The following is a 17101-nucleotide window of genomic DNA, read 5'->3' as shown; positions in this document are numbered from 1 at the left end:
TCAGAACAGCCCTGTTGTGGGCGTACCCGGCTCGCCGAGTTCTGCACGCACCGCCTCAAGTGCGGCCCGCACCGCCGGCATCTCCCGGTCACGCAGGGCCGCGGCCCGCGCCGCAGCGACGGCGTGTTCGCGCAGTTCGCCGTCAATGATGCTGACCTGATCGGCCACCCGGGCGTTCTCGGCGTCGTCGCGTTCACTAATCGCGGTGCTCAGCAGCGTCTCGACAGCCACCACCCGAGTGGCGACCAGCTGCTCCACCACGGACCGCAGCGATGCCGTCACCTCACCCGTCCAGCGGTCCACCACGACACGGTCGTGCAGCAGCGCGCGGGCATTCACCACCCAGGCGGTCACCGCCAGGCCGATCGCCACACCCGCCACCATCCCCGATGCAGCCAGGCCGGGAGTAAGACCCGCCACCAGCCTGCTCAGGGTCAGCGCGATACCCAGCCCGAACCCGGCGCCCAAGAGTGTTGTCAGCCGGATCTCCAATCGTCGTGATGTCAGTGGCGGGGCCGCAACCGTCGGGAGCACCGCCGGGAGGTTCTCGAGGACCGGTGGCTGCACCGGCACACCCAACAGCTGCGCGACGTCGGCAAGGTGCGCGACGGCACCTTCGCCCACCTCGGCGACCACCTCCTGGACCCGGCCGCGCGTGTATGCCGCGAACCTGGCGATGTCCTTCCGGGACAGACCGGCGACGTGCTCCTGCAGCTCGACGCGCAGCAACGAACACCGATTGCGGGCAAAGTAGGACAATTTGACCCGAGCGTGCTGGATCTGCGCGCGCAGCGCGATGGTGTGTTCAGACTTCGATTGACGCCCCTGCCGCAGGACCGTGCGCCGTTGCTGGCGCAACGCGTCGACCCGTGCCCGCCGACCGGCGCTCTGTGCATCGCCATCGAACCGCCGCGCGACCATCAGAAGCCGGGATTCCCACGCACGCAACATGTTTCGCCGCGCGACAGCCGGATCGGCGAGCTGTTTCTGGATGGCGGCGACCAAGTCGTCCAGGTATGGCTCGCCCAGCTCAGGTGCGGCGGCCGCGCCAACCCAGGGCACCCGGGCGTAGCGGGACGCGCGCGCGGCCAGCCTGTCGCGGTTACTGGTAAGCACGTCACGCCAGCCGCGGTGCACGTCGATCTTGGACACCACAGCTACCACCGCATCGGTGTGCTCCGCGGCGGTGTCCAGCAACACGCAATCGGATTCGGTCAGCGCGGTTGCCGCGGAAACAACGAACACCACCGCCACCGGCGCATCGCCGGGTCCCAACTCTGCCGTCTCGACGAACCTACGCTGCGGCAGCCTTTCGGCCAGTGCCGCGCGCACACCGCTAACCCCGGCCAGCCACGGACCGGTCACCAGCACCACCTCGCGGCGGTTGATGACCGGCAAACCCAGCCCGGCAAGCCCCGGCGCGATCGCTGCCACCAGCTCGTCCACCCCGGCCGGGTCATCACTAGCCGCGCGGATCACGATGACTTCCGGTATCGGTGCAGGGGCATGCCGCCGGCCAGCGACCACAGCCGAAGGGATCCCCGAGCGATATCCGCGCCGCACGTGCGGTGCATGTCACCGTTGTCCAGGCTGTAACGATGCCACCGCACCGCCCGCGGCAGGTGGGCGGCCGGATCGTCCAACGGGCCAACGTCTAGCCCGACGGCCAGGGCTACGTCGACGGCGGCCGCCATCCGGGCGAGAACTGTGTCGTCGTCGCGCAAGAACTCACCGATCGGACCGCCGATCTCCTTGGCCTGCGCGGCCAGCGCCTCCAGCTCCGCGACCGCGTCAAGCAACCGCCGGTAGCGCACCTCAGAACCGGCGGCGGTGACCTTGTCGATGACGGCGTCGACACCGCTGACCCGGCGTAACAGGGTGCGGAGCTGCGCCGGGGTTCGCGAGGGCCGGCCCGGCCGGAACGCTGCCATGCCCAGTGCGATGCCGAACAGGTCGAGGGTGTCCAGCAACCGCAACCGTACCTCGGTAGGGACCGGCAGGGCTGCCGCCAGAAACCCCGCAACGGCTCGGTCGAGAGCGTCAAAGCCGTCGGGGTGGGCGGCTAGCGCCCGCAGCGCGGCCCGCAAGGTGTCATCAAGATCGTCGAGCGCCGCGACGGCGAGCAACCCGATCATGGACTCCATGGGGACCCCGATGAGTGTAGAAAATTGCGCGCACCGGGCCTGCGCCATCACGATCGGACCTGCACCCGAGAGCGGGCCGGCCAGATCGGCCTTGTTCAACACCGCCACCACCGGGCGCCGGGTGGCGGCGATGGCTTCGCGGTCCTCGGGCTTGACTACCTCGACGGTGACGTAGACGACCAGGTCGACGTCAGAGTCGGCGGCGCGTGCTTGCGGTGTCACCGTCATGCCCGACGAGCTCCCAGCACCCTGCAGGGCGCGCGCCACCGTGCGGCAACCCACCCCGGGACGCCCACGGACCGCTACGCGCAGCGGTTCGGCGGCCCGCTGCGCGATCGCCACTACCCGCTGGTCGGCGGAGCTGGTGGCGAATCGCGCCAGCTCGTCGACGAAAATCTGGTGCCCTTGTCCGCGCATCTCCCACCCGATCGGTTCGTTCAGAATGGTGGCACCCTCGCCGCCGAGGCGCGAGTCAGCAGTTGTCCGCTACCCGCCGAAGGCAACTGTTGGGTATCAATCTGGACCAGGGGCGGCTACGCCGGGCGCTGATGGTCCACCATGGACAAATGCATGCGCAACCCGGGGTAGGGCTACGTCCCGACACACCGGTGGCATCGGGCCAGCTCCCCAGCACGAGCATCCGGTCGCGGCGGTCGGGGATCTCCAAGGCCCAACGCGAGACCTGGGAGCGACTTTGGCCGGAGCTTGGCCTCCTGGCGCTACCTCAATCCCCGCGCGGGACACCGGTGGATACCCGTGCCTGGTTTGGCCGTGACGCGCCGGTGGTGTTGGAGATCGGCTCCGGCAGCGGCACGTCGACGCTGGCGATGGCGAAGGCCGAACCCCATGTCGACGTGATCGCTGTGGACGTCTATCGCCGCGGGCTGGCTCAGCTGCTCTGCGCGATTGACAAAGTGGGCTCCGACGGCATCAACATCCGGCTGATCCTTGGCAATGCCGTCGACGTGCTGCAACACCTGATCGCCCCCGATTCGTTGTGCGGTGTTCGAGTCTTCTTCCCCGATCCGTGGCCGAAGGCACGCCACCATAAGCGCCGCCTGTTACAGCCGGCCACCATGGCCTTGATCGCAGACCGGCTCGTTCCCAGTGGTGTGCTGCACGCCGCGACCGACCATCCCGGCTACGCCGAGCACATCGCCGCGGCCGGCGACGCCGAACCCCGGCTGGTTCGCGTCGACCCCGACACCGAACTGCTGCCGATTTCGGTCGTCCGACCGGCTACCAAGTACGAGAGGAAAGCCCAGCTTGGGGGCGGCGCAGTCATCGAGTTGTTATGGAAAAAGCACGGTTGCTCTGAAAGAGACCTGAAAATTAGATGATGATGAGCCTGACCGAAGACGTGACTTCACAAACATCTGAATCCGTCGCCCGGCACTCGGTACTGGCGGAAGACTTATCGCAGGACGGGCTGACCAGTCTCGGTGCGCCGGGGGCACGGGTATTGCTGGTGTGGGACGCTCCCAACCTCGACATGGGTTTGGGCTCCATCTTGGGCCGCCGGCCGACAGCACTGGAACGACCACGATTCGACGCCCTGGGACGCTGGCTGCTGGCCCGAACCGCAGAGATTGCGGCCGGCCGTCCAGGCATCTCGACCGAACCGGAGGCCACCGTCTTCACCAACATCGCCCCTGGCAGCGCCGAGGTGGTCCGGCCGTGGGTGGACGCGTTGCGCAATGTCGGATTCGCCGTCTTCGCCAAACCGAAAGTAGACGAGGACAGCGACGTTGACCGCGACATGTTGGCGCACATCGACGAGCGCTACCGCGAAGGGCTCGCCGCGCTGGTGGTGGCGTCGGCCGACGGTCAGGCATTCCGCCAACCGTTGGAGGCGGTCGCCCGCAGCGGAACCCCAGTTCAAGTGCTCGGATTTCGTGAACACGCCAGTTGGGCGCTAGCGTCGGATACCTTGGAGTTCGTCGACCTGGAGGACATCGCTGGTGTTTTCCGGGAACCACTACCTCGAATCGGCCTCGATTCGCTACCTGAGCAGGGGGCTTGGCTGCAGCCGTTCCGGCCGCTGTCCTCGCTGTTGACCTCGCGAGTGTGACAGCCGACGTGTGTGACAACCAAAAAGCAATACGCGGGTCGCTGCCGATCCAGTAAGGAGCTTACGTGTTCGCCTGGTGGGGTCGAACTGTGTACCGCTACCGGTTCATGGTAATCGGGGTCATGGTCGCTCTATGCCTCGGCGGCGGCGTTTTCGGGCTGAGCCTCGGCAAGCACGTCACGCAGAGCGGCTTCTACGACGACGGCAGCCAATCGGTGCAGGCATCGGTGCTGGGCGACCAGGTCTACGGCCGAGACCGAAGCGGTCACATCGTCGCGATCTTCCAAGCCCCAGCCGGCAAGACCGTTGACGACCCGGCCTGGTCAAAGAAGGTCGTCGACGAGCTCAACCGGTTCCAGCAGGATCACCCCGACCAGGTCTTGGGATGGGCCGGCTACCTGAGAGCGAGTCAGGCGACCGGCATGGCCACCGCCGACAAGAAGTACACCTTCGTTTCCATCCCGCTCAAGGGTGATGACGACGACACCATCCTCAACAACTACAAGGCCATCGCACCCGACCTGCAGCGGCTCGACGGAGGCACGGTGAAGCTCGCCGGGCTGCAACCGGTGGCCGAGGCGTTGACCGGCACCATCGCCACCGACCAACGGCGAATGGAAGTGCTGGCGCTGCCGTTGGTGGCGGTGGTGTTGTTCTTCGTGTTCGGCGGCGTGATCGCCGCCGGCCTACCGGTGATGGTCGGAGGGCTGTGCATCGCCGGCGCGCTGGGCATCATGCGGTTCCTCGCGATCTTCGGTCCCGTGCACTATTTCGCCCAGCCCGTGGTGTCGCTGATCGGTCTGGGGATCGCCATCGACTACGGGTTGTTCATCGTGAGCCGGTTCCGCGAAGAGATCGCCGAAGGCTACGACACCGAGACGGCAGTACGGCGCACGGTGATCACCGCCGGACGCACGGTGACGTTCTCGGCGGTGTTGATCGTCGCGTCGGCGATCGGTCTGCTGCTCTTCCCGCAGGGTTTCCTGAAGTCGCTGACCTACGCCACGATCGCATCGGTGATGCTGTCGGCCATCCTGTCTATCACCGTGTTGCCGGCCTGTCTGGGGATCCTGGGCAAACACGTCGACGCGCTCGGCGTGCGGACCCTGTTCCGGGTGCCCTTCCTGGCGAACTGGAAGATTTCGGCCGCCTACCTGAACTGGCTCGCCGACCGCCTGCAGCGGACCAAGACCCGCGAAGAGGTCGAAGCCGGCTTCTGGGGCAAGCTGGTTAACCGGGTGATGAAGCGCCCAGTGCTGTTCGCCGCACCGATCGTCATCATCATGATTTTGCTGATTATCCCGGTGGGCAAGCTGTCATTGGGCGGGATCAGCGAGAAGTACTTGCCGCCGACCAATTCGGTGCGCCAGGCGCAGGAGGAGTTCGACAAGCTCTTCCCCGGATACCGCACCAATCCGCTGACACTGGTGATCCAGACCAGCAACCATCAACCGGTCACCGACGCGCAGATCGCTGACATCCGCAGCAAGGCGATGGCGATCGGCGGATTCATCGAGCCGGACAACGATCCGGCGAATATGTGGCAAGAGCGTGCCTACGCGGTAGGCGCATCTAAAGATCCATCGGTGCGCGTCCTGCAGAACGGGTTGATCAACCCGGCTGACGCGTCGAAGAAGCTCACCGAGCTGCGCGCGATCACCCCGCCCAAAGGAATCACGGTCTTGGTCGGTGGAACTCCCGCCCTGGAGCTGGATTCAATCCACGGCCTGTTCGCGAAGATGCCGCTGATGGTGGTCATCCTGCTGACCACCACGATCGTCTTGATGTTCTTGGCGTTCGGCTCGGTGGTGCTGCCAATCAAGGCGACGCTGATGAGCGCTCTGACGCTCGGGTCCACCATGGGCATCCTGACGTGGATATTCGTCGACGGACACTTTTCGAAGTGGCTGAATTTCACGCCGACCCCGCTGACAGCGCCGGTGATCGGGCTGATCATCGCGCTGGTCTTCGGCCTATCCACCGACTACGAGGTGTTCTTGGTGTCCCGGATGGTCGAGGCGCGAGAGCGCGGCATGTCGACCCAGGAGGCGATCCGGATCGGCACCGCAGCCACCGGACGCATCATTACCGCCGCGGCGCTGATTGTTGCCGTCGTCGCGGGCGCGTTCGTGTTCTCCGACCTGGTGATGATGAAGTATCTGGCCTTTGGACTGATGGCGGCGCTGCTGCTGGACGCGACCGTGGTGCGGATGTTTTTAGTGCCATCGGTGATGAAGCTGCTCGGCGATGACTGCTGGTGGGCACCGCGCTGGGCCAGACGCCTGCAGACCCGCATCGGGCTGGGCGAGATCCACCTGCCCGACGAGCGCAAGCGGCCCGTCAGCAACGGGCGTCCCGCACGTCCTCCGGTCACAGCTGGGCTGGTTGCGGCGCGCGCCGCTGGGGACCCGCGCCCACCGCACGATCCGACCCATCCGCTGGCGGAGTCACCTCGACCGGCCCGCTCGAGTCCAGCCAGCTCACCGGAGCTCACGCCTGCCCTGGAAGCAACTGCCGCGCCGGCGGCGCCGTCTGGGGCGAGCACCACACGGATGCAGATCGGGTCGTCGACGGAGCCGCCGACAACCCGCCTCGCGGCTGCCGGTCGGTCCGTGCAGTCGCCAGCATCCACGCCGCCACCAACCCCGACCCCGCCATCGGCCCCGTCTGCCGGTCAGACCCGGGCTATGCCGCTTGCGGCGAACCGCTCCACAGACGCAGCCGGTGACCCGGCCGAACCCACCGCGGCCCTGCCAATCATACGGTCGGACGGCGACGACTCAGAGGCAGCCACTGAGCAGCTGAATGCCCGCGGCACGAGCGATAAGACGCGTCAGCGCCGCCGCGGCGGCGGCGCCCTGTCCGCCCAGGATCTGCTTCGCCGCGAAGGACGCCTTTAAACCTCGGTGAGGTGATCGGAAGAAACGTCTGCCACGTCGGCGAACGGATTCCCGCCCAGCAGCACCTGCACCGCATTGTTGAAGAAAGCGACCGTCGGGACGGCCAACAGGGCGCCGACGACTCCGGCAAGCACACCGCCAGCGGCAATGGCCAGCACCACGGCCAGCGGGTGAATCGACACCGCCCGACCCATCACCAGCGGCTGCAGTAAATGGGCCTCAAGTTGGTTCACCGCGATTAGCAAACCGACCGTGATCAGCGCGTAGCCAATGCCCTTGGCCAGCAGGGCCACCACCACGGCCAGAAACCCGGCGACCACGGCACCGATCAACGGAATGAAGGCACCGAAAAACACCAGCGAGGCCAGCGGTAATGCCAGCGGCACACCCATCACCGCCAGCCCCGCGCCCACCCCGGCCGCATCGGTCAATGCCACTAGGAAGGTGGCCCGCGCGTACCCGATCAGCGACGCATAACCGGCGCGCCCCGCCGCACGCACTCTGTCACGGACGCTGGCCGGGAAGGCCTTCGTGACGTACTGCCAGATGCTCCGGCCCCCGTAGAGGAAGAAAATGAGCGTGAACAGCACCAGCACCGCCGCGGTAACCAGCTCGGTAATGGTGGCTGCAGTCGACAATGCGCCACTGGTCAGCTTCGCCTGGTTGTTGCGCAGCGCCTCGATCGCGGCGTTGCCCGCGTTGTCGATCTGTTCGCCGCGCAAGTGCGCCGGGCCTTCGATCAGCCATCTGCGCGCGGAGTCGATGCTGCGCTCAACCTCGGTGACCAGATGCGGCAACCCCGCGATGAATTGGCTGACGACGAACGTCAGGATGCCGCCGAGAACCGCGAAACCGCTCAACAAGACCAGCGTCACCGCGACAGCGCGCGGCAGGCCCCGGGAGTCCAGCCAATCCACCGGCGGCACCAGCAACGCACTCAACATCAGCGCCAGCAACACCGGGACGACGATGACCTCAAACTTGTTGAGGACCCACAGCAGCGCGACCATCGCGGCCAGGATGACCAAGAACCGCCACGCCCAGGCCGCGGTCTTGCGAACCAGCGGTGCGACCGAAGCGTCATCCAGGCTCGCCGACATCCGGCAAGCGTAACGGGAACGGCGGCGTCGTAAGGTCGCGGCGGGTCGCGTCGAGCCCGCATAGTTACTTTGCCAGGCGGCACGATCCGGTCACGACCCCCCAACGAGGCTGACACGGTTAGCGATGTATCGCGATTACGGCGCCACCTGCACGGTTACCCTTAAGCACGTGTCGCACGACGCCCCCGCCCGCAACCTCCGCCAGCGCGTGGGGGCACTCCCTCGCACGCGGGTGGGGGCACCCCCCGCTGAGGGCGTACCCCCGCGCGGCAAGTACTGGTGGTTGCGATGGGCGGTACTGGCCATCGTCGCAATCGTGCTTGCTATAGAGGTGGCGTTGGGCTGGGACCAGCTCGCCAAGGCCTGGGTGAGCTTGTATCGCGCCAAGTGGTGGTGGTTGCTGGCCGCGGTGGCAGCCGCGGGCGCCTCGATGCACAGCTTCGCCCAGATTCAGCGAACCCTGCTGAAATCCGCCGGGGTGCACGTCAAGCAATGGCGGTCGGAGGCCGCCTTCTACGCCGCCAACTCGCTGAGCACCACGCTGCCGGGTGGGCCGGTGTTGTCGGCTACGTTCTTACTCCGTCAGCAACGCATCTGGGGCGCCTCGACGGTGGTGGCGTCATGGCAGCTGGTCATGTCGGGCGTGTTGCAGGCGGTGGGCTTGGCATTGCTCGGGTTGGGTGGCGCATTCTTCCTGGGCGCCAAGAACAACCCGTTCTCACTGCTGTTCACCCTGGGCGGCTTCGTCACATTGCTGCTACTGGCCCAGGCGGTGGCGTCGCGGCCGGAGCTCATCGAGGGGATCGGCAGGAGAGTTTTGTCGTGGGCCAACTCGGTTCGCGGTAGGCCGGCCGATGCCGGCCTACCGAAGTGGCGCGAGACGCTCATGCAGCTGGAATCGGTCAGCCTGGGCAGGCGCGACCTGGGCGTGGCGTTCGGTTGGTCGTTGTTCAACTGGATCGCCGACGTAGCCTGCCTCGGTTTCGCCGCGTACGCCGCCGGCGACCATGCCTCGGTCGGTGGGCTGGCGGTCGCCTACGCCGCCGCCCGCGCGGTCGGCACCATACCGCTGATGCCCGGTGGTCTGTTGGTGGTCGAGGCGGTGCTGGTACCCGGCCTGGTATCCAGCGGCATGCCCTTGCCGAGTGCCATCTCGGCGATGTTGATCTACCGGCTGATCAGCTGGCTGCTCATCGCCGCAATCGGCTGGGTGGTGTTCTTCTTCATGTTCCGCACCGAGAGCACCGCCGATTCCGACAACGATCGCGACCCGCCAACCGATCCAAACCTGCGACTTGTCATCCAACCGCAGGGCACACCCTGCGACGACCCGGTCGAAACCACACCGCAAGGTCCAGCGCCGACCCCTGACCTGCGACCAGAAGGCGGCGAGACACCGCCCCGGTAGGCGACCGCTGCCTCACGCTCGACTGCGCCGGACCCGGCGGCGGTCCGGCATCTACCGGCGGGCGCCCTGCACCGCCTGCATCAAACCGATCGCCTGCAGGCCGCTGATCGGCAGCGAGCACCGAGTCGAAAGATCGGTCAGCGGTTGCGAAAGCGCGTGCAGATCCGATGCGACCTTGGGATTCGCCTCGAAATGGGCCTTCAGCGATGCGACCGACCCCGGCCCTACCTGCTGCTGCAAGACCGCGGTCATCACCTGGTTGGTCTCTGGGTGTGAATCCAGGTAGTCGCCCATCGACTTGGCGACCGAACCGACCGTCCTCGCCACTTCGCTGGCCGCGCACGGGTCCGACGCGCCGGTCGCTGATGGTTCGGCCAGCAGCGCAACGGCGGCCCCCGGCAACGCGAGGGCGATCAGTACTGCCAACAGCCTGCGCCGCGTCGTCGCGGTGCCTGTCTTCATGGATGACTCCTTACGGTTTGCGACGGGTTTGCGACGGGTTTGCGACGGCCCGGCGGCCTGGGAGTTCCCGCCCCCGACGATCCGTCATCCTGCCATCTCGGCCCTCGGCGCCGCCAACTCCAGGTGCTGTGCGGTCCACGCCGAACGCATGCACGCGATCTTCGGTAGGCTCGCGGGCACGCACTGCGCGAGAGTACGGGGAGTCCGAAATCCAGCAGTTCATGATGCGCTTGAGCCGCAACCTGCGCAGGTGCCGTTGGTTGGTCTTCACGGGTTGGTTGCTGGCGTTAGTGCCGGCGGTTTACCTGGCGATGACGCAGTCGGGGAATCTAACCGGTGGCGGTTTCGAAGTCGCCGGGTCGCAGTCATTGCTGGTCCACGACCAACTCGACGCGCACTACCCGGACCGGGGAGCCCCGGCGCTGGCGCTGGTAGCGGCCCCCCGACCGGATGCTAGCTACCAAGACATCGACAATGCCGTCGCGCTACTGCGACAAATAGCCAGCGAACTGCCTGGGGTGACGGAGGCACCCAACCCCACCCAACGGCCCCCGCAACCGGACCGGCCGTATGTGGTGTCGCTGCGGCTGGACGCCCGCAACGCGGGCACCAGTGACGTCGCCAAAAAGCTGCGCGACCGAATAGGCGTCAAAGGCGATCAGTCCGGGCAAACTGCCAACGGCAAAGTGCGGCTCTATGTCATCGGGCAGGGCGCGCTGTCCGCGGCCGCGGCGGCAAACACCAAACACGATATTGCCAACGCCGAACGCTGGAACCTGCCTATCATTCTGATGGTCCTGGTTGCGGTTTTCGGCTCGTTGGCCGCCGCAGCGATCCCGCTGGCACTCGCCGTTTGCACGGTCGTCATCACCATGGGCCTGGTGTTTGTGTTGTCGATGCACACCACCATGTCGGTGTTCGTGACATCGACCGTTTCGATGTTCGGCATCGCGCTTGCCGTCGACTACTCCCTGTTCATCCTGATGCGCTACCGCGAGGAACTGCGTTGCGGACGCCGGCCGCCCGACGCGGTCGACGCCGCGATGGCCACTTCGGGGTTGGCTGTGGTGTTGTCCGGTATGACGGTCATCGCGTCGCTGACCGGGATCTACCTGATCAACACCCCGGCGCTGAGATCGATGGCCACCGGGGCGATTCTCGCGGTCGCGGTTGCGATGCTGACGTCGGCCACCCTGACACCTGCCGTGCTAGCAACATTTGCCCGCGCGGCGGCCAAGCGGTCAGCGTTAGTGCACTGGTCGCGGCGGCCGGCAAGCACGCAATCTTGGTTCTGGTCCCGCTGGGTCGGGTGGGTGATGCGCCGACCCTGGATCACAGCACTGGCGGCATCGACCGTGCTGCTTGTCATGGCGGCACCGGCAACCTTGATGGTGCTGGGCAACAGCTTGTTGCGCCAGTTCGACTCGTCACACGAGATCCGCACCGGCGCAGCGGCCGCGGCCCAAGCGCTGGGGCCGGGCGCGCTGGGCCCGGTTCAGGTGCTGGTCAGGTTTGACGCCGGCGGTGCGTCCGCACCCGAACATAGCCAGACAATCGCCGCAATCCGTCATCGGATGGCACAGGCGCCCAACGTCGTTTCGGTGGCCCCACCGCGATTCGCCGACGACAACGGCAGCGCTTTGCTCAGCGCGGTGCTATCGGTCGATCCCGAGGATTTGGGCGCCCGCGACACCATCACCTGGATGCGGACCCAGCTACCCCGGGTTGCCGGCGCGGCACAAGTGGACGTCGGCGGGCCGACCGCTCTGATCAAGGATTTCGACGACCGGGTGTCCGCGACGCAACCGCTGGTGCTGGTCTTCGTGGCGGTGATCGCGTTTTTGATGTTGTTGATCTCAATCCGCTCGGTGTTCCTGGCGTTCAAGGGCGTGCTGATGACGCTGCTGTCGGTGGCCGCCGCCTACGGCAGCCTGGTGATGGTCTTCCAGTGGGGCTGGGCACGGGGGCTCGGTTTCCCGGCGCTTCATTCGATCGACAGCACCGTTCCCCCGCTGGTCCTGGCGATGACGTTCGGGTTGTCGATGGACTATGAAATCTTCCTGCTTACGCGAATCCGGGAGCGGTTCCTGCAGACGGGCCAGACCCGCGACGCGGTCGCGTACGGCGTGCGCACCAGCGCACGCACGATCACCAGCGCCGCGTTGATCATGATCGCGGTGTTTTGCGGGTTCGCGTTCGCCGGCATGCCGCTAGTGGCCGAGATCGGCGTGGCGTGCGCGGTCGCGATCGCCGTGGACGCCACCGTCGTGCGGCTGGTGCTGGTACCGGCATTGATGGCGATGTTTGACCGATGGAACTGGTGGTTGCCCCGATGGCTGGCCCACATCTTGCCGTCGGTCGACTTCGACCGACCGCTGCCGAAAGTCGACCTCGGTGACGTCGTGGTCATTCCTGACGGCTTCGCCGCGGCGATCCCGCCCAGCGCGGATGTGCGGATGGTGCTCAAGTCGGCGGCCAAGCTCAAGCGGCTTGCGCCGGACGCCATTTGCGTTGCCGATCCGCTCGCCTTCACCGGGTGTGGATGCAACGGTAAGGCGCTCGACCAGGTGCAGCTGGCCTACCGCAACGGCATCGCCCGGGCGATGTCATGGGGCCAGCGCCCGGTGCACCCGGTCACCGTGTGGCGCAAGCGGCTCGCGGTCGCCCTCGACGCGCTTCAGACAACCACCTGGGAGTGCGGGGGGGTGCAGACTCACCGCGCGGGCCCCGGCTACCGGCGGAGCAGCCCGGTGGAGACGACCAACGTCGCATTGCCCACCGGTGACCGCTTGCAGATCCCAACCGGCGCGGAAACGCTACGCTTCAAGGGCTACCTGATCATGTCCCGAAACAGCAGCCACGACTACGCCGACTTTGCTGACCTGGTCGATACGATGGCGCCCGAAACCGCCGCCGCGGTGCTGGCCGGAATGGATCGGTACTACTCTTGTCAAGCACCCGGGCGGCAATGGATGGCCACCCAGTTGGTGGGTCGCCTGGCAGATCCGCAACCGTCTGACCTCGATGACCAGTCGCCCGGAGCTGATGCCCAGGCAAAGTGGGAGGAGGTCCGGCGGCGTTGCCTGTCGGTGGCCGTAGCGATGTTGGAGGAGGCGAGGTGACGTTGGCAGCCGAGCCACACCCCGCACCGCCGCAACAACCCACCGTCGCGTGGAGCGAGCCGGACGTCGACCGGCGGGTCGAGTTCTGGCCTACCGTCGCCATTCGTTCGGCGCTGGAAAGTGCCGACATCGCCACCTGGCAACGCATAGCGGCCGCGCTCAAGCGCGACCCCTACGGGCGGACAGCACGCCAAGTCGAAGAAGTCCTGGAGGGCGCACCGGCGACCGGCATCGCCAACGCCTTTTGGGAGGTGTTGGACCGGGCCCGTACTCACCTAGACGCCAACGAGCGCGCCGAGGTGGCCCGTCAAGTTGGGCTCCTGTTGGACCGCTCTGGCCTGCAACGACAGGAATTCGCGTCGCGCATTGGCGTCACAGCGCAGGACTTGACCGCCTACCTCGACGGCAGCGTGAGCCCGTCGGCCTCGTTGATGATCCGGATGCGGCGGTTGTCGGATCGGTTCGTCAGAGCGAAATCCGTACGTGCCGCCGACTCTTAGCGAGCGTTGATCGGCGTCACGTCGAGCACCAGCCAGTCGCTGCCCCGCTTGGTCAAGGTCACCCGCAGCGCTCGCGCCGCTTGACTGGTCGGCTGGCCGGGAATGCTTTGGCTAACCCGCAGAATCACCGCGACACTGGCTGCCGACGGCCCGATCGCCTCCACGCCGGCCGCCAGCGTGGCCGCCTGGGCCGTAACACCGCGCCGGGCGAGATCGGCGCTGGACTTGGCGTATTGCTCCTTGAACCCGCCCGCATGTTCGGGCACCATCATCGCCGCGGCCCGGTCAACAGCGGCGGCCGGTGCGCTCGGGGAGAACGACGCGACCGTCTCGGCCATCCCCGTGGCAAGATGCACCACTTCCCGGGAATCCCGGTTGAAGTCGCGGTCCGGTGTCGTCCAGCGCAGGTACCCAGTCACCACCGCCGCCGAGATCGCGGCGGCGCACAGGAAGACAACGGCCAGTCGCAGCCCGGGCGCATCGTCGTCGGTACCGACGGTTACCGAATCACGACGCAACAGCCAGAAGTTGATTGCCACACCTTCGACCACCAGCAGCACCAACACCGAGCACGTCGATACCCACCACAGGGGCCAGCCGAGCAAGACGCCGATCGCGGCCAGGGCGGCGATCGTGGCCAATGGTGCCAGAACATCGAACACCACCAGCCGCCAAGCATTTCTCATCGAATCGACTCCAACCGGGAGATCATCAGCTTGCCGTCCACATCGGAGACATCGAGCCGCAAGTTCCAGTGCACGGTCTGGGGCTGGGCGCCGGCGTTCTCACTGACCGACGTCGCGACCAGCAGCACCGAGTCGGTGCGAGTGGCAAACGGTGGCAATTTCGTGGGCACTACCGGTCGGGCGGCACCGGACTGGGTATCCAGCTCGCGGTGCACCGTATCGATCGCTACCGCCTCGATCCGGCCGCTGCTGTGCGTCCGCAACTTCTCCACCACCTGCCGGTAGGGCTGCACGACAGCGTCGAAGTCGGTGTTGAGTTGACCGACCGTTCCGTCGTGCAGTCGCTGCAGGCTGGCATCGATGTTGTCGGCGTTCATGTTGATCAGCACAGCCGTCCATTCAGCGGCGGCCAGCATGACCCGGGTCAGGTAGGTACGCTCGCCGGAGTCATCGCGGTGTGCGGACCAGATCATCGCACCCAGCACGACCGCGGCGACCGATAGCACGCCGAGTAGTGTCGAGGCGATGCCGTAGGTCGAGAACATCGGACCGGCCGATGATTCGGCTTCGGCCGGGGCGGACTCCACGGCGTCGGGCCGCGAGTCGTCGTCTGAATCTTCTTGGGCCGGTGGCTGGGTCTGCTCCCCGTCAGGCATGGCCCGATCGTTGCACCCGAAAAGAGGTGGAAGGATGGCGGGGTGACACTTGCCATCCCCTCGGGTATCGACCTGAGCCACATCGACGCTGATGCCCGACCCCAAGACGACCTGTTCGGCCACGTTAACGGCCGCTGGCTGGCTGAACACGAGATACCAGCGGACCGGGCGACCGACGGCGCCTTCCGTAGCCTGTTCGACCGCGCCGAGAAGCAAGTGCGAGACCTGATCATCCAGGCCAGCCAAGCAGGTGCTGCGGTAGGCACCGATGCGCAACGCATCGGCGACCTCTACGCCAGCTTCCTCGACGAGGAAGCCGTCGAGCGCGCAGGGGTGCAACCGCTGCACCACGAATTGGCCACGCTTGACAGCGCGGCCGACGCCACCGAATTGGCCGCCGCGCTTGGCGCCCTGCAACGCGCCGGCGTGGGCGGCGGCATCGGAGTCTATGTCGATACCGATTCCAAAGACTCGACCCGTTACTTGGTGCATTTCACCCAATCCGGCATCGGATTACCCGACGAGTCCTACTACCGTGACGAGCAACACGCCGCCGTGCTAGCGGCCTATCCAGGGCACATCGCCCGGATGTTCAGCCTGGTGTACGGGGGCGAGAGCCGTGACCATGCCAAGACCGCGGACCGCATCGTCGCGCTGGAGACCAAACTCGCCGACGCGCATTGGGATGTGGTGAAGCGCCGCGACGCCGACCTTGGCTACAACCTGCGCACGTTTGCCCAGCTACAGACCGAAGGGGCGGGTTTCGACTGGGTCAGCTGGGTGACCGCATTGGGGAGCGCACCGGACGCCATGACGGAACTGGTTGTGCGCCAACCTGATTACCTCGTCACCTTTGCCTCGCTGTGGGCGAGCGTTAACGTTGAAGACTGGAAATGCTGGGCGCGTTGGCGTTTGATCCGTGCCCGGGCCCCCTGGCTGACCCGCGCCCTGGTCGCGGAGGACTTCGAATTCTACGGCCGCACGCTTACCGGCGCACAGCAGCTTCGGGACCGTTGGAAGCGTGGGGTGTCACTGGTGGAGAACCTGATGGGCGATGCCGTCGGAAAGCTCTATGTACAACGGCATTTCCCGCCGGACGCCAAGGCCCGCATCGACACCCTGGTGGACAACCTGCAGGAGGCGTATCGGATCAGCATCAGCGAGCTGGATTGGATGACGCCGCAGACCCGGCAACGCGCGCTAGCGAAGCTGAACAAGTTCACCGCCAAAGTCGGCTATCCGATCAAGTGGCGCGACTACTCGAAGCTGGCGATCGACCGCGACGACCTCTACGGTAACGTCCAGCGCGGCTACGCCGTCAACCATGACCGCGAGCTAGCCAAGCTTTTCGGCCCGGTCGACCGCGACGAGTGGTTCATGACACCACAAACCGTCAACGCCTACTACAACCCGGGGATGAACGAAATCGTCTTCCCCGCAGCAATTTTGCAGCCACCATTTTTCGATCCGCAGGCCGACGAGGCCGCCAACTACGGCGGAATCGGGGCGGTGATCGGACACGAGATCGGGCACGGTTTCGACGATCAGGGCGCCAAATACGACGGGGACGGCAATCTGGTCGATTGGTGGACCGACGACGATCGCACCGAGTTCGCGGCCCGCACCGAAGCGTTGATCGAGCAATATCACGCCTACACGCCGCGCGATCTCGTCGACCATCCCGGCCCTCCTCATGTACAAGGCGCGTTCACCATAGGCGAGAACATCGGCGACCTGGGCGGGCTGTCGATCGCCCTGCTGGCCTACCAGCTGTCGCTGAACGGCAACCCCGCTCCGGTTATCGACGGGCTGACCGGCACGCAACGGGTGTTCTTCGGCTGGGCACAAATATGGCGAACCAAATCGCGTGCAGCCGAGGCCATCCGCCGGTTGGCGGTCGATCCGCACTCCCCGCCGGAGTTCCGGTGCAACGGTGTGGTTCGCAACGTGGACGCTTTTTATGAGGCCTTCGACGTCACCGAGGATGACGCGCTGTTTCTGGACCCGCAGCGCAGGGTCCGGATCTGGAACTAGGCTAAGACCCCGCGAGCA

13 protein-coding genes are annotated in these 17101 nt (G+C 66.3%); 7 read left to right on the top strand and 6 right to left on the bottom strand.

Going from position 1 to position 17101, the window contains the following annotated elements:
- The gene (locus tag MCAN_RS01145; protein ID WP_014000118.1) at nucleotides 1-1479 is read right to left on the bottom strand and encodes a hypothetical protein; all 1479 of its coding nucleotides are present in this window, start codon (nucleotides 1477-1479) and stop codon (nucleotides 1-3) included.
- Nucleotides 1476-2561, bottom strand: coding sequence for a hypothetical protein (locus tag MCAN_RS01140; RefSeq protein ID WP_014000117.1), 1086 nt, complete (start codon nucleotides 2559-2561; stop codon nucleotides 1476-1478). Before MCAN_RS01140 ends, MCAN_RS01145 begins: the two co-directional genes overlap by 4 nt.
- Nucleotides 2562-2692: 131 nt before the next feature.
- Between MCAN_RS01140 and trmB the strand changes: the two genes are divergently transcribed.
- From trmB to mmpL3, 3 genes are all read left to right on the top strand, one after another.
- Complete coding sequence (gene trmB, locus MCAN_RS01135; protein WP_003401204.1) at nucleotides 2693-3484, top strand: tRNA (guanosine(46)-N7)-methyltransferase TrmB; 792 nt, start codon at nucleotides 2693-2695, stop codon at nucleotides 3482-3484.
- Nucleotides 3485-3486: 2 nt separating this feature from the next.
- Nucleotides 3487-4215, top strand: a complete 729-nt coding sequence (locus MCAN_RS01130) for an NYN domain-containing protein (RefSeq protein ID WP_014000116.1) — start codon at nucleotides 3487-3489, stop codon at nucleotides 4213-4215.
- A 65-nt stretch (nucleotides 4216-4280) separates the two neighbouring features.
- The gene (mmpL3, locus tag MCAN_RS01125) at nucleotides 4281-7115 is read left to right on the top strand and encodes a trehalose monomycolate RND transporter MmpL3 (RefSeq protein WP_014000115.1); all 2835 of its coding nucleotides are present in this window, start codon (nucleotides 4281-4283) and stop codon (nucleotides 7113-7115) included.
- Here mmpL3 and MCAN_RS01120 read toward each other — a convergent pair.
- A complete protein-coding gene (locus MCAN_RS01120; protein ID WP_003401196.1) occupies nucleotides 7112-8215 on the bottom strand; it encodes an AI-2E family transporter in 1104 nt (367 codons plus the stop codon). The two genes, mmpL3 and MCAN_RS01120, sit on opposite strands and share 4 nt — an antisense overlap.
- A 169-nt stretch (nucleotides 8216-8384) precedes the next feature.
- On the opposite strand from MCAN_RS01120, the gene MCAN_RS01115 reads away from it, so the two are divergent.
- Nucleotides 8385-9623, top strand: coding sequence for a TIGR00374 family protein (locus MCAN_RS01115; protein ID WP_003901825.1), 1239 nt, complete (start codon nucleotides 8385-8387; stop codon nucleotides 9621-9623).
- Nucleotides 9624-9674: 51 nt separating this feature from the next.
- Here MCAN_RS01115 and MCAN_RS01110 read toward each other — a convergent pair whose 3' ends face one another.
- The gene (locus tag MCAN_RS01110) at nucleotides 9675-10085 is read right to left on the bottom strand and encodes a hemophore (protein ID WP_003401194.1); all 411 of its coding nucleotides are present in this window, start codon (nucleotides 10083-10085) and stop codon (nucleotides 9675-9677) included.
- A gap of 221 nt (nucleotides 10086-10306) precedes the next feature.
- On the opposite strand from MCAN_RS01110, the gene mmpL11 reads away from it, so the two are divergent.
- Both mmpL11 and MCAN_RS01100 read left to right on the top strand, forming a co-directional pair.
- Nucleotides 10307-13207 carry an RND transporter MmpL11 gene (gene mmpL11, locus MCAN_RS01105; protein WP_014000114.1) on the top strand — a complete coding sequence of 967 codons (2901 nt, stop codon included), beginning with the start codon at nucleotides 10307-10309 and terminating at the stop codon, nucleotides 13205-13207.
- Nucleotides 13204-13707: a hypothetical protein gene (locus MCAN_RS01100; protein ID WP_014000113.1), complete on the top strand. Its 504-nt coding sequence runs from the start codon at nucleotides 13204-13206 to the stop codon at nucleotides 13705-13707. The genes mmpL11 and MCAN_RS01100 overlap by 4 nt, the downstream gene beginning before the upstream one ends.
- On the opposite strand, the gene MCAN_RS01095 is transcribed toward MCAN_RS01100, so the two are convergent.
- Nucleotides 13704-14393: a hypothetical protein gene (locus tag MCAN_RS01095; RefSeq protein ID WP_014000112.1), complete on the bottom strand. Its 690-nt coding sequence runs from the start codon at nucleotides 14391-14393 to the stop codon at nucleotides 13704-13706. The genes MCAN_RS01100 and MCAN_RS01095 overlap by 4 nt on opposite strands.
- Entirely contained in the window at nucleotides 14390-15049 is a 660-nt protein-coding gene (locus tag MCAN_RS01090) for a hypothetical protein (RefSeq protein ID WP_014000111.1), read from the bottom strand. The genes MCAN_RS01095 and MCAN_RS01090 overlap by 4 nt, the downstream gene beginning before the upstream one ends.
- Nucleotides 15050-15091: 42 nt before the next feature.
- On the opposite strand from MCAN_RS01090, the gene zmp1 reads away from it, so the two are divergent.
- Entirely contained in the window at nucleotides 15092-17083 is a 1992-nt protein-coding gene (gene zmp1 / locus MCAN_RS01085; RefSeq protein WP_014000110.1) for a zinc metalloprotease Zmp1, read from the top strand.
- Nucleotides 17084-17101 lie beyond the last annotated feature (18 nt).

This window comes from Mycobacterium canetti CIPT 140010059, from assembly GCF_000253375.1.
Taxonomy (GTDB): Bacteria; Actinomycetota; Actinomycetes; order Mycobacteriales; family Mycobacteriaceae; genus Mycobacterium; species Mycobacterium tuberculosis.
Note: the sequence above shows the minus strand (reverse complement) of the source record. Positions and strands in the feature narration are given on the sequence as shown.

What these genes read in the sequence shown, in the direction of transcription:
- MCAN_RS01140 (WP_014000117.1), bottom strand. Translation starts at nt 2,561, where the DNA reads ATGCGCGGACAAGGGCACCAGATTTTCGTCGACGAGCTGGCGCGATTC.
- MCAN_RS01130 (WP_014000116.1), top strand. Translation starts at nt 3,487, where the DNA reads ATGAGCCTGACCGAAGACGTGACTTCACAAACATCTGAATCCGTCGCC.
- MCAN_RS01090 (WP_014000111.1), bottom strand. Translation starts at nt 15,049, where the DNA reads ATGCCTGACGGGGAGCAGACCCAGCCACCGGCCCAAGAAGATTCAGAC.
- mmpL11 (WP_014000114.1), top strand. Translation starts at nt 10,307, where the DNA reads ATGATGCGCTTGAGCCGCAACCTGCGCAGGTGCCGTTGGTTGGTCTTC.
- MCAN_RS01110 (WP_003401194.1), bottom strand. Translation starts at nt 10,085, where the DNA reads ATGAAGACAGGCACCGCGACGACGCGGCGCAGGCTGTTGGCAGTACTG.
- MCAN_RS01095 (WP_014000112.1), bottom strand. Translation starts at nt 14,393, where the DNA reads ATGAGAAATGCTTGGCGGCTGGTGGTGTTCGATGTTCTGGCACCATTG.
- MCAN_RS01120 (WP_003401196.1), bottom strand. Translation starts at nt 8,215, where the DNA reads ATGTCGGCGAGCCTGGATGACGCTTCGGTCGCACCGCTGGTTCGCAAG.
- trmB (WP_003401204.1), top strand. Translation starts at nt 2,693, where the DNA reads ATGGTCCACCATGGACAAATGCATGCGCAACCCGGGGTAGGGCTACGT.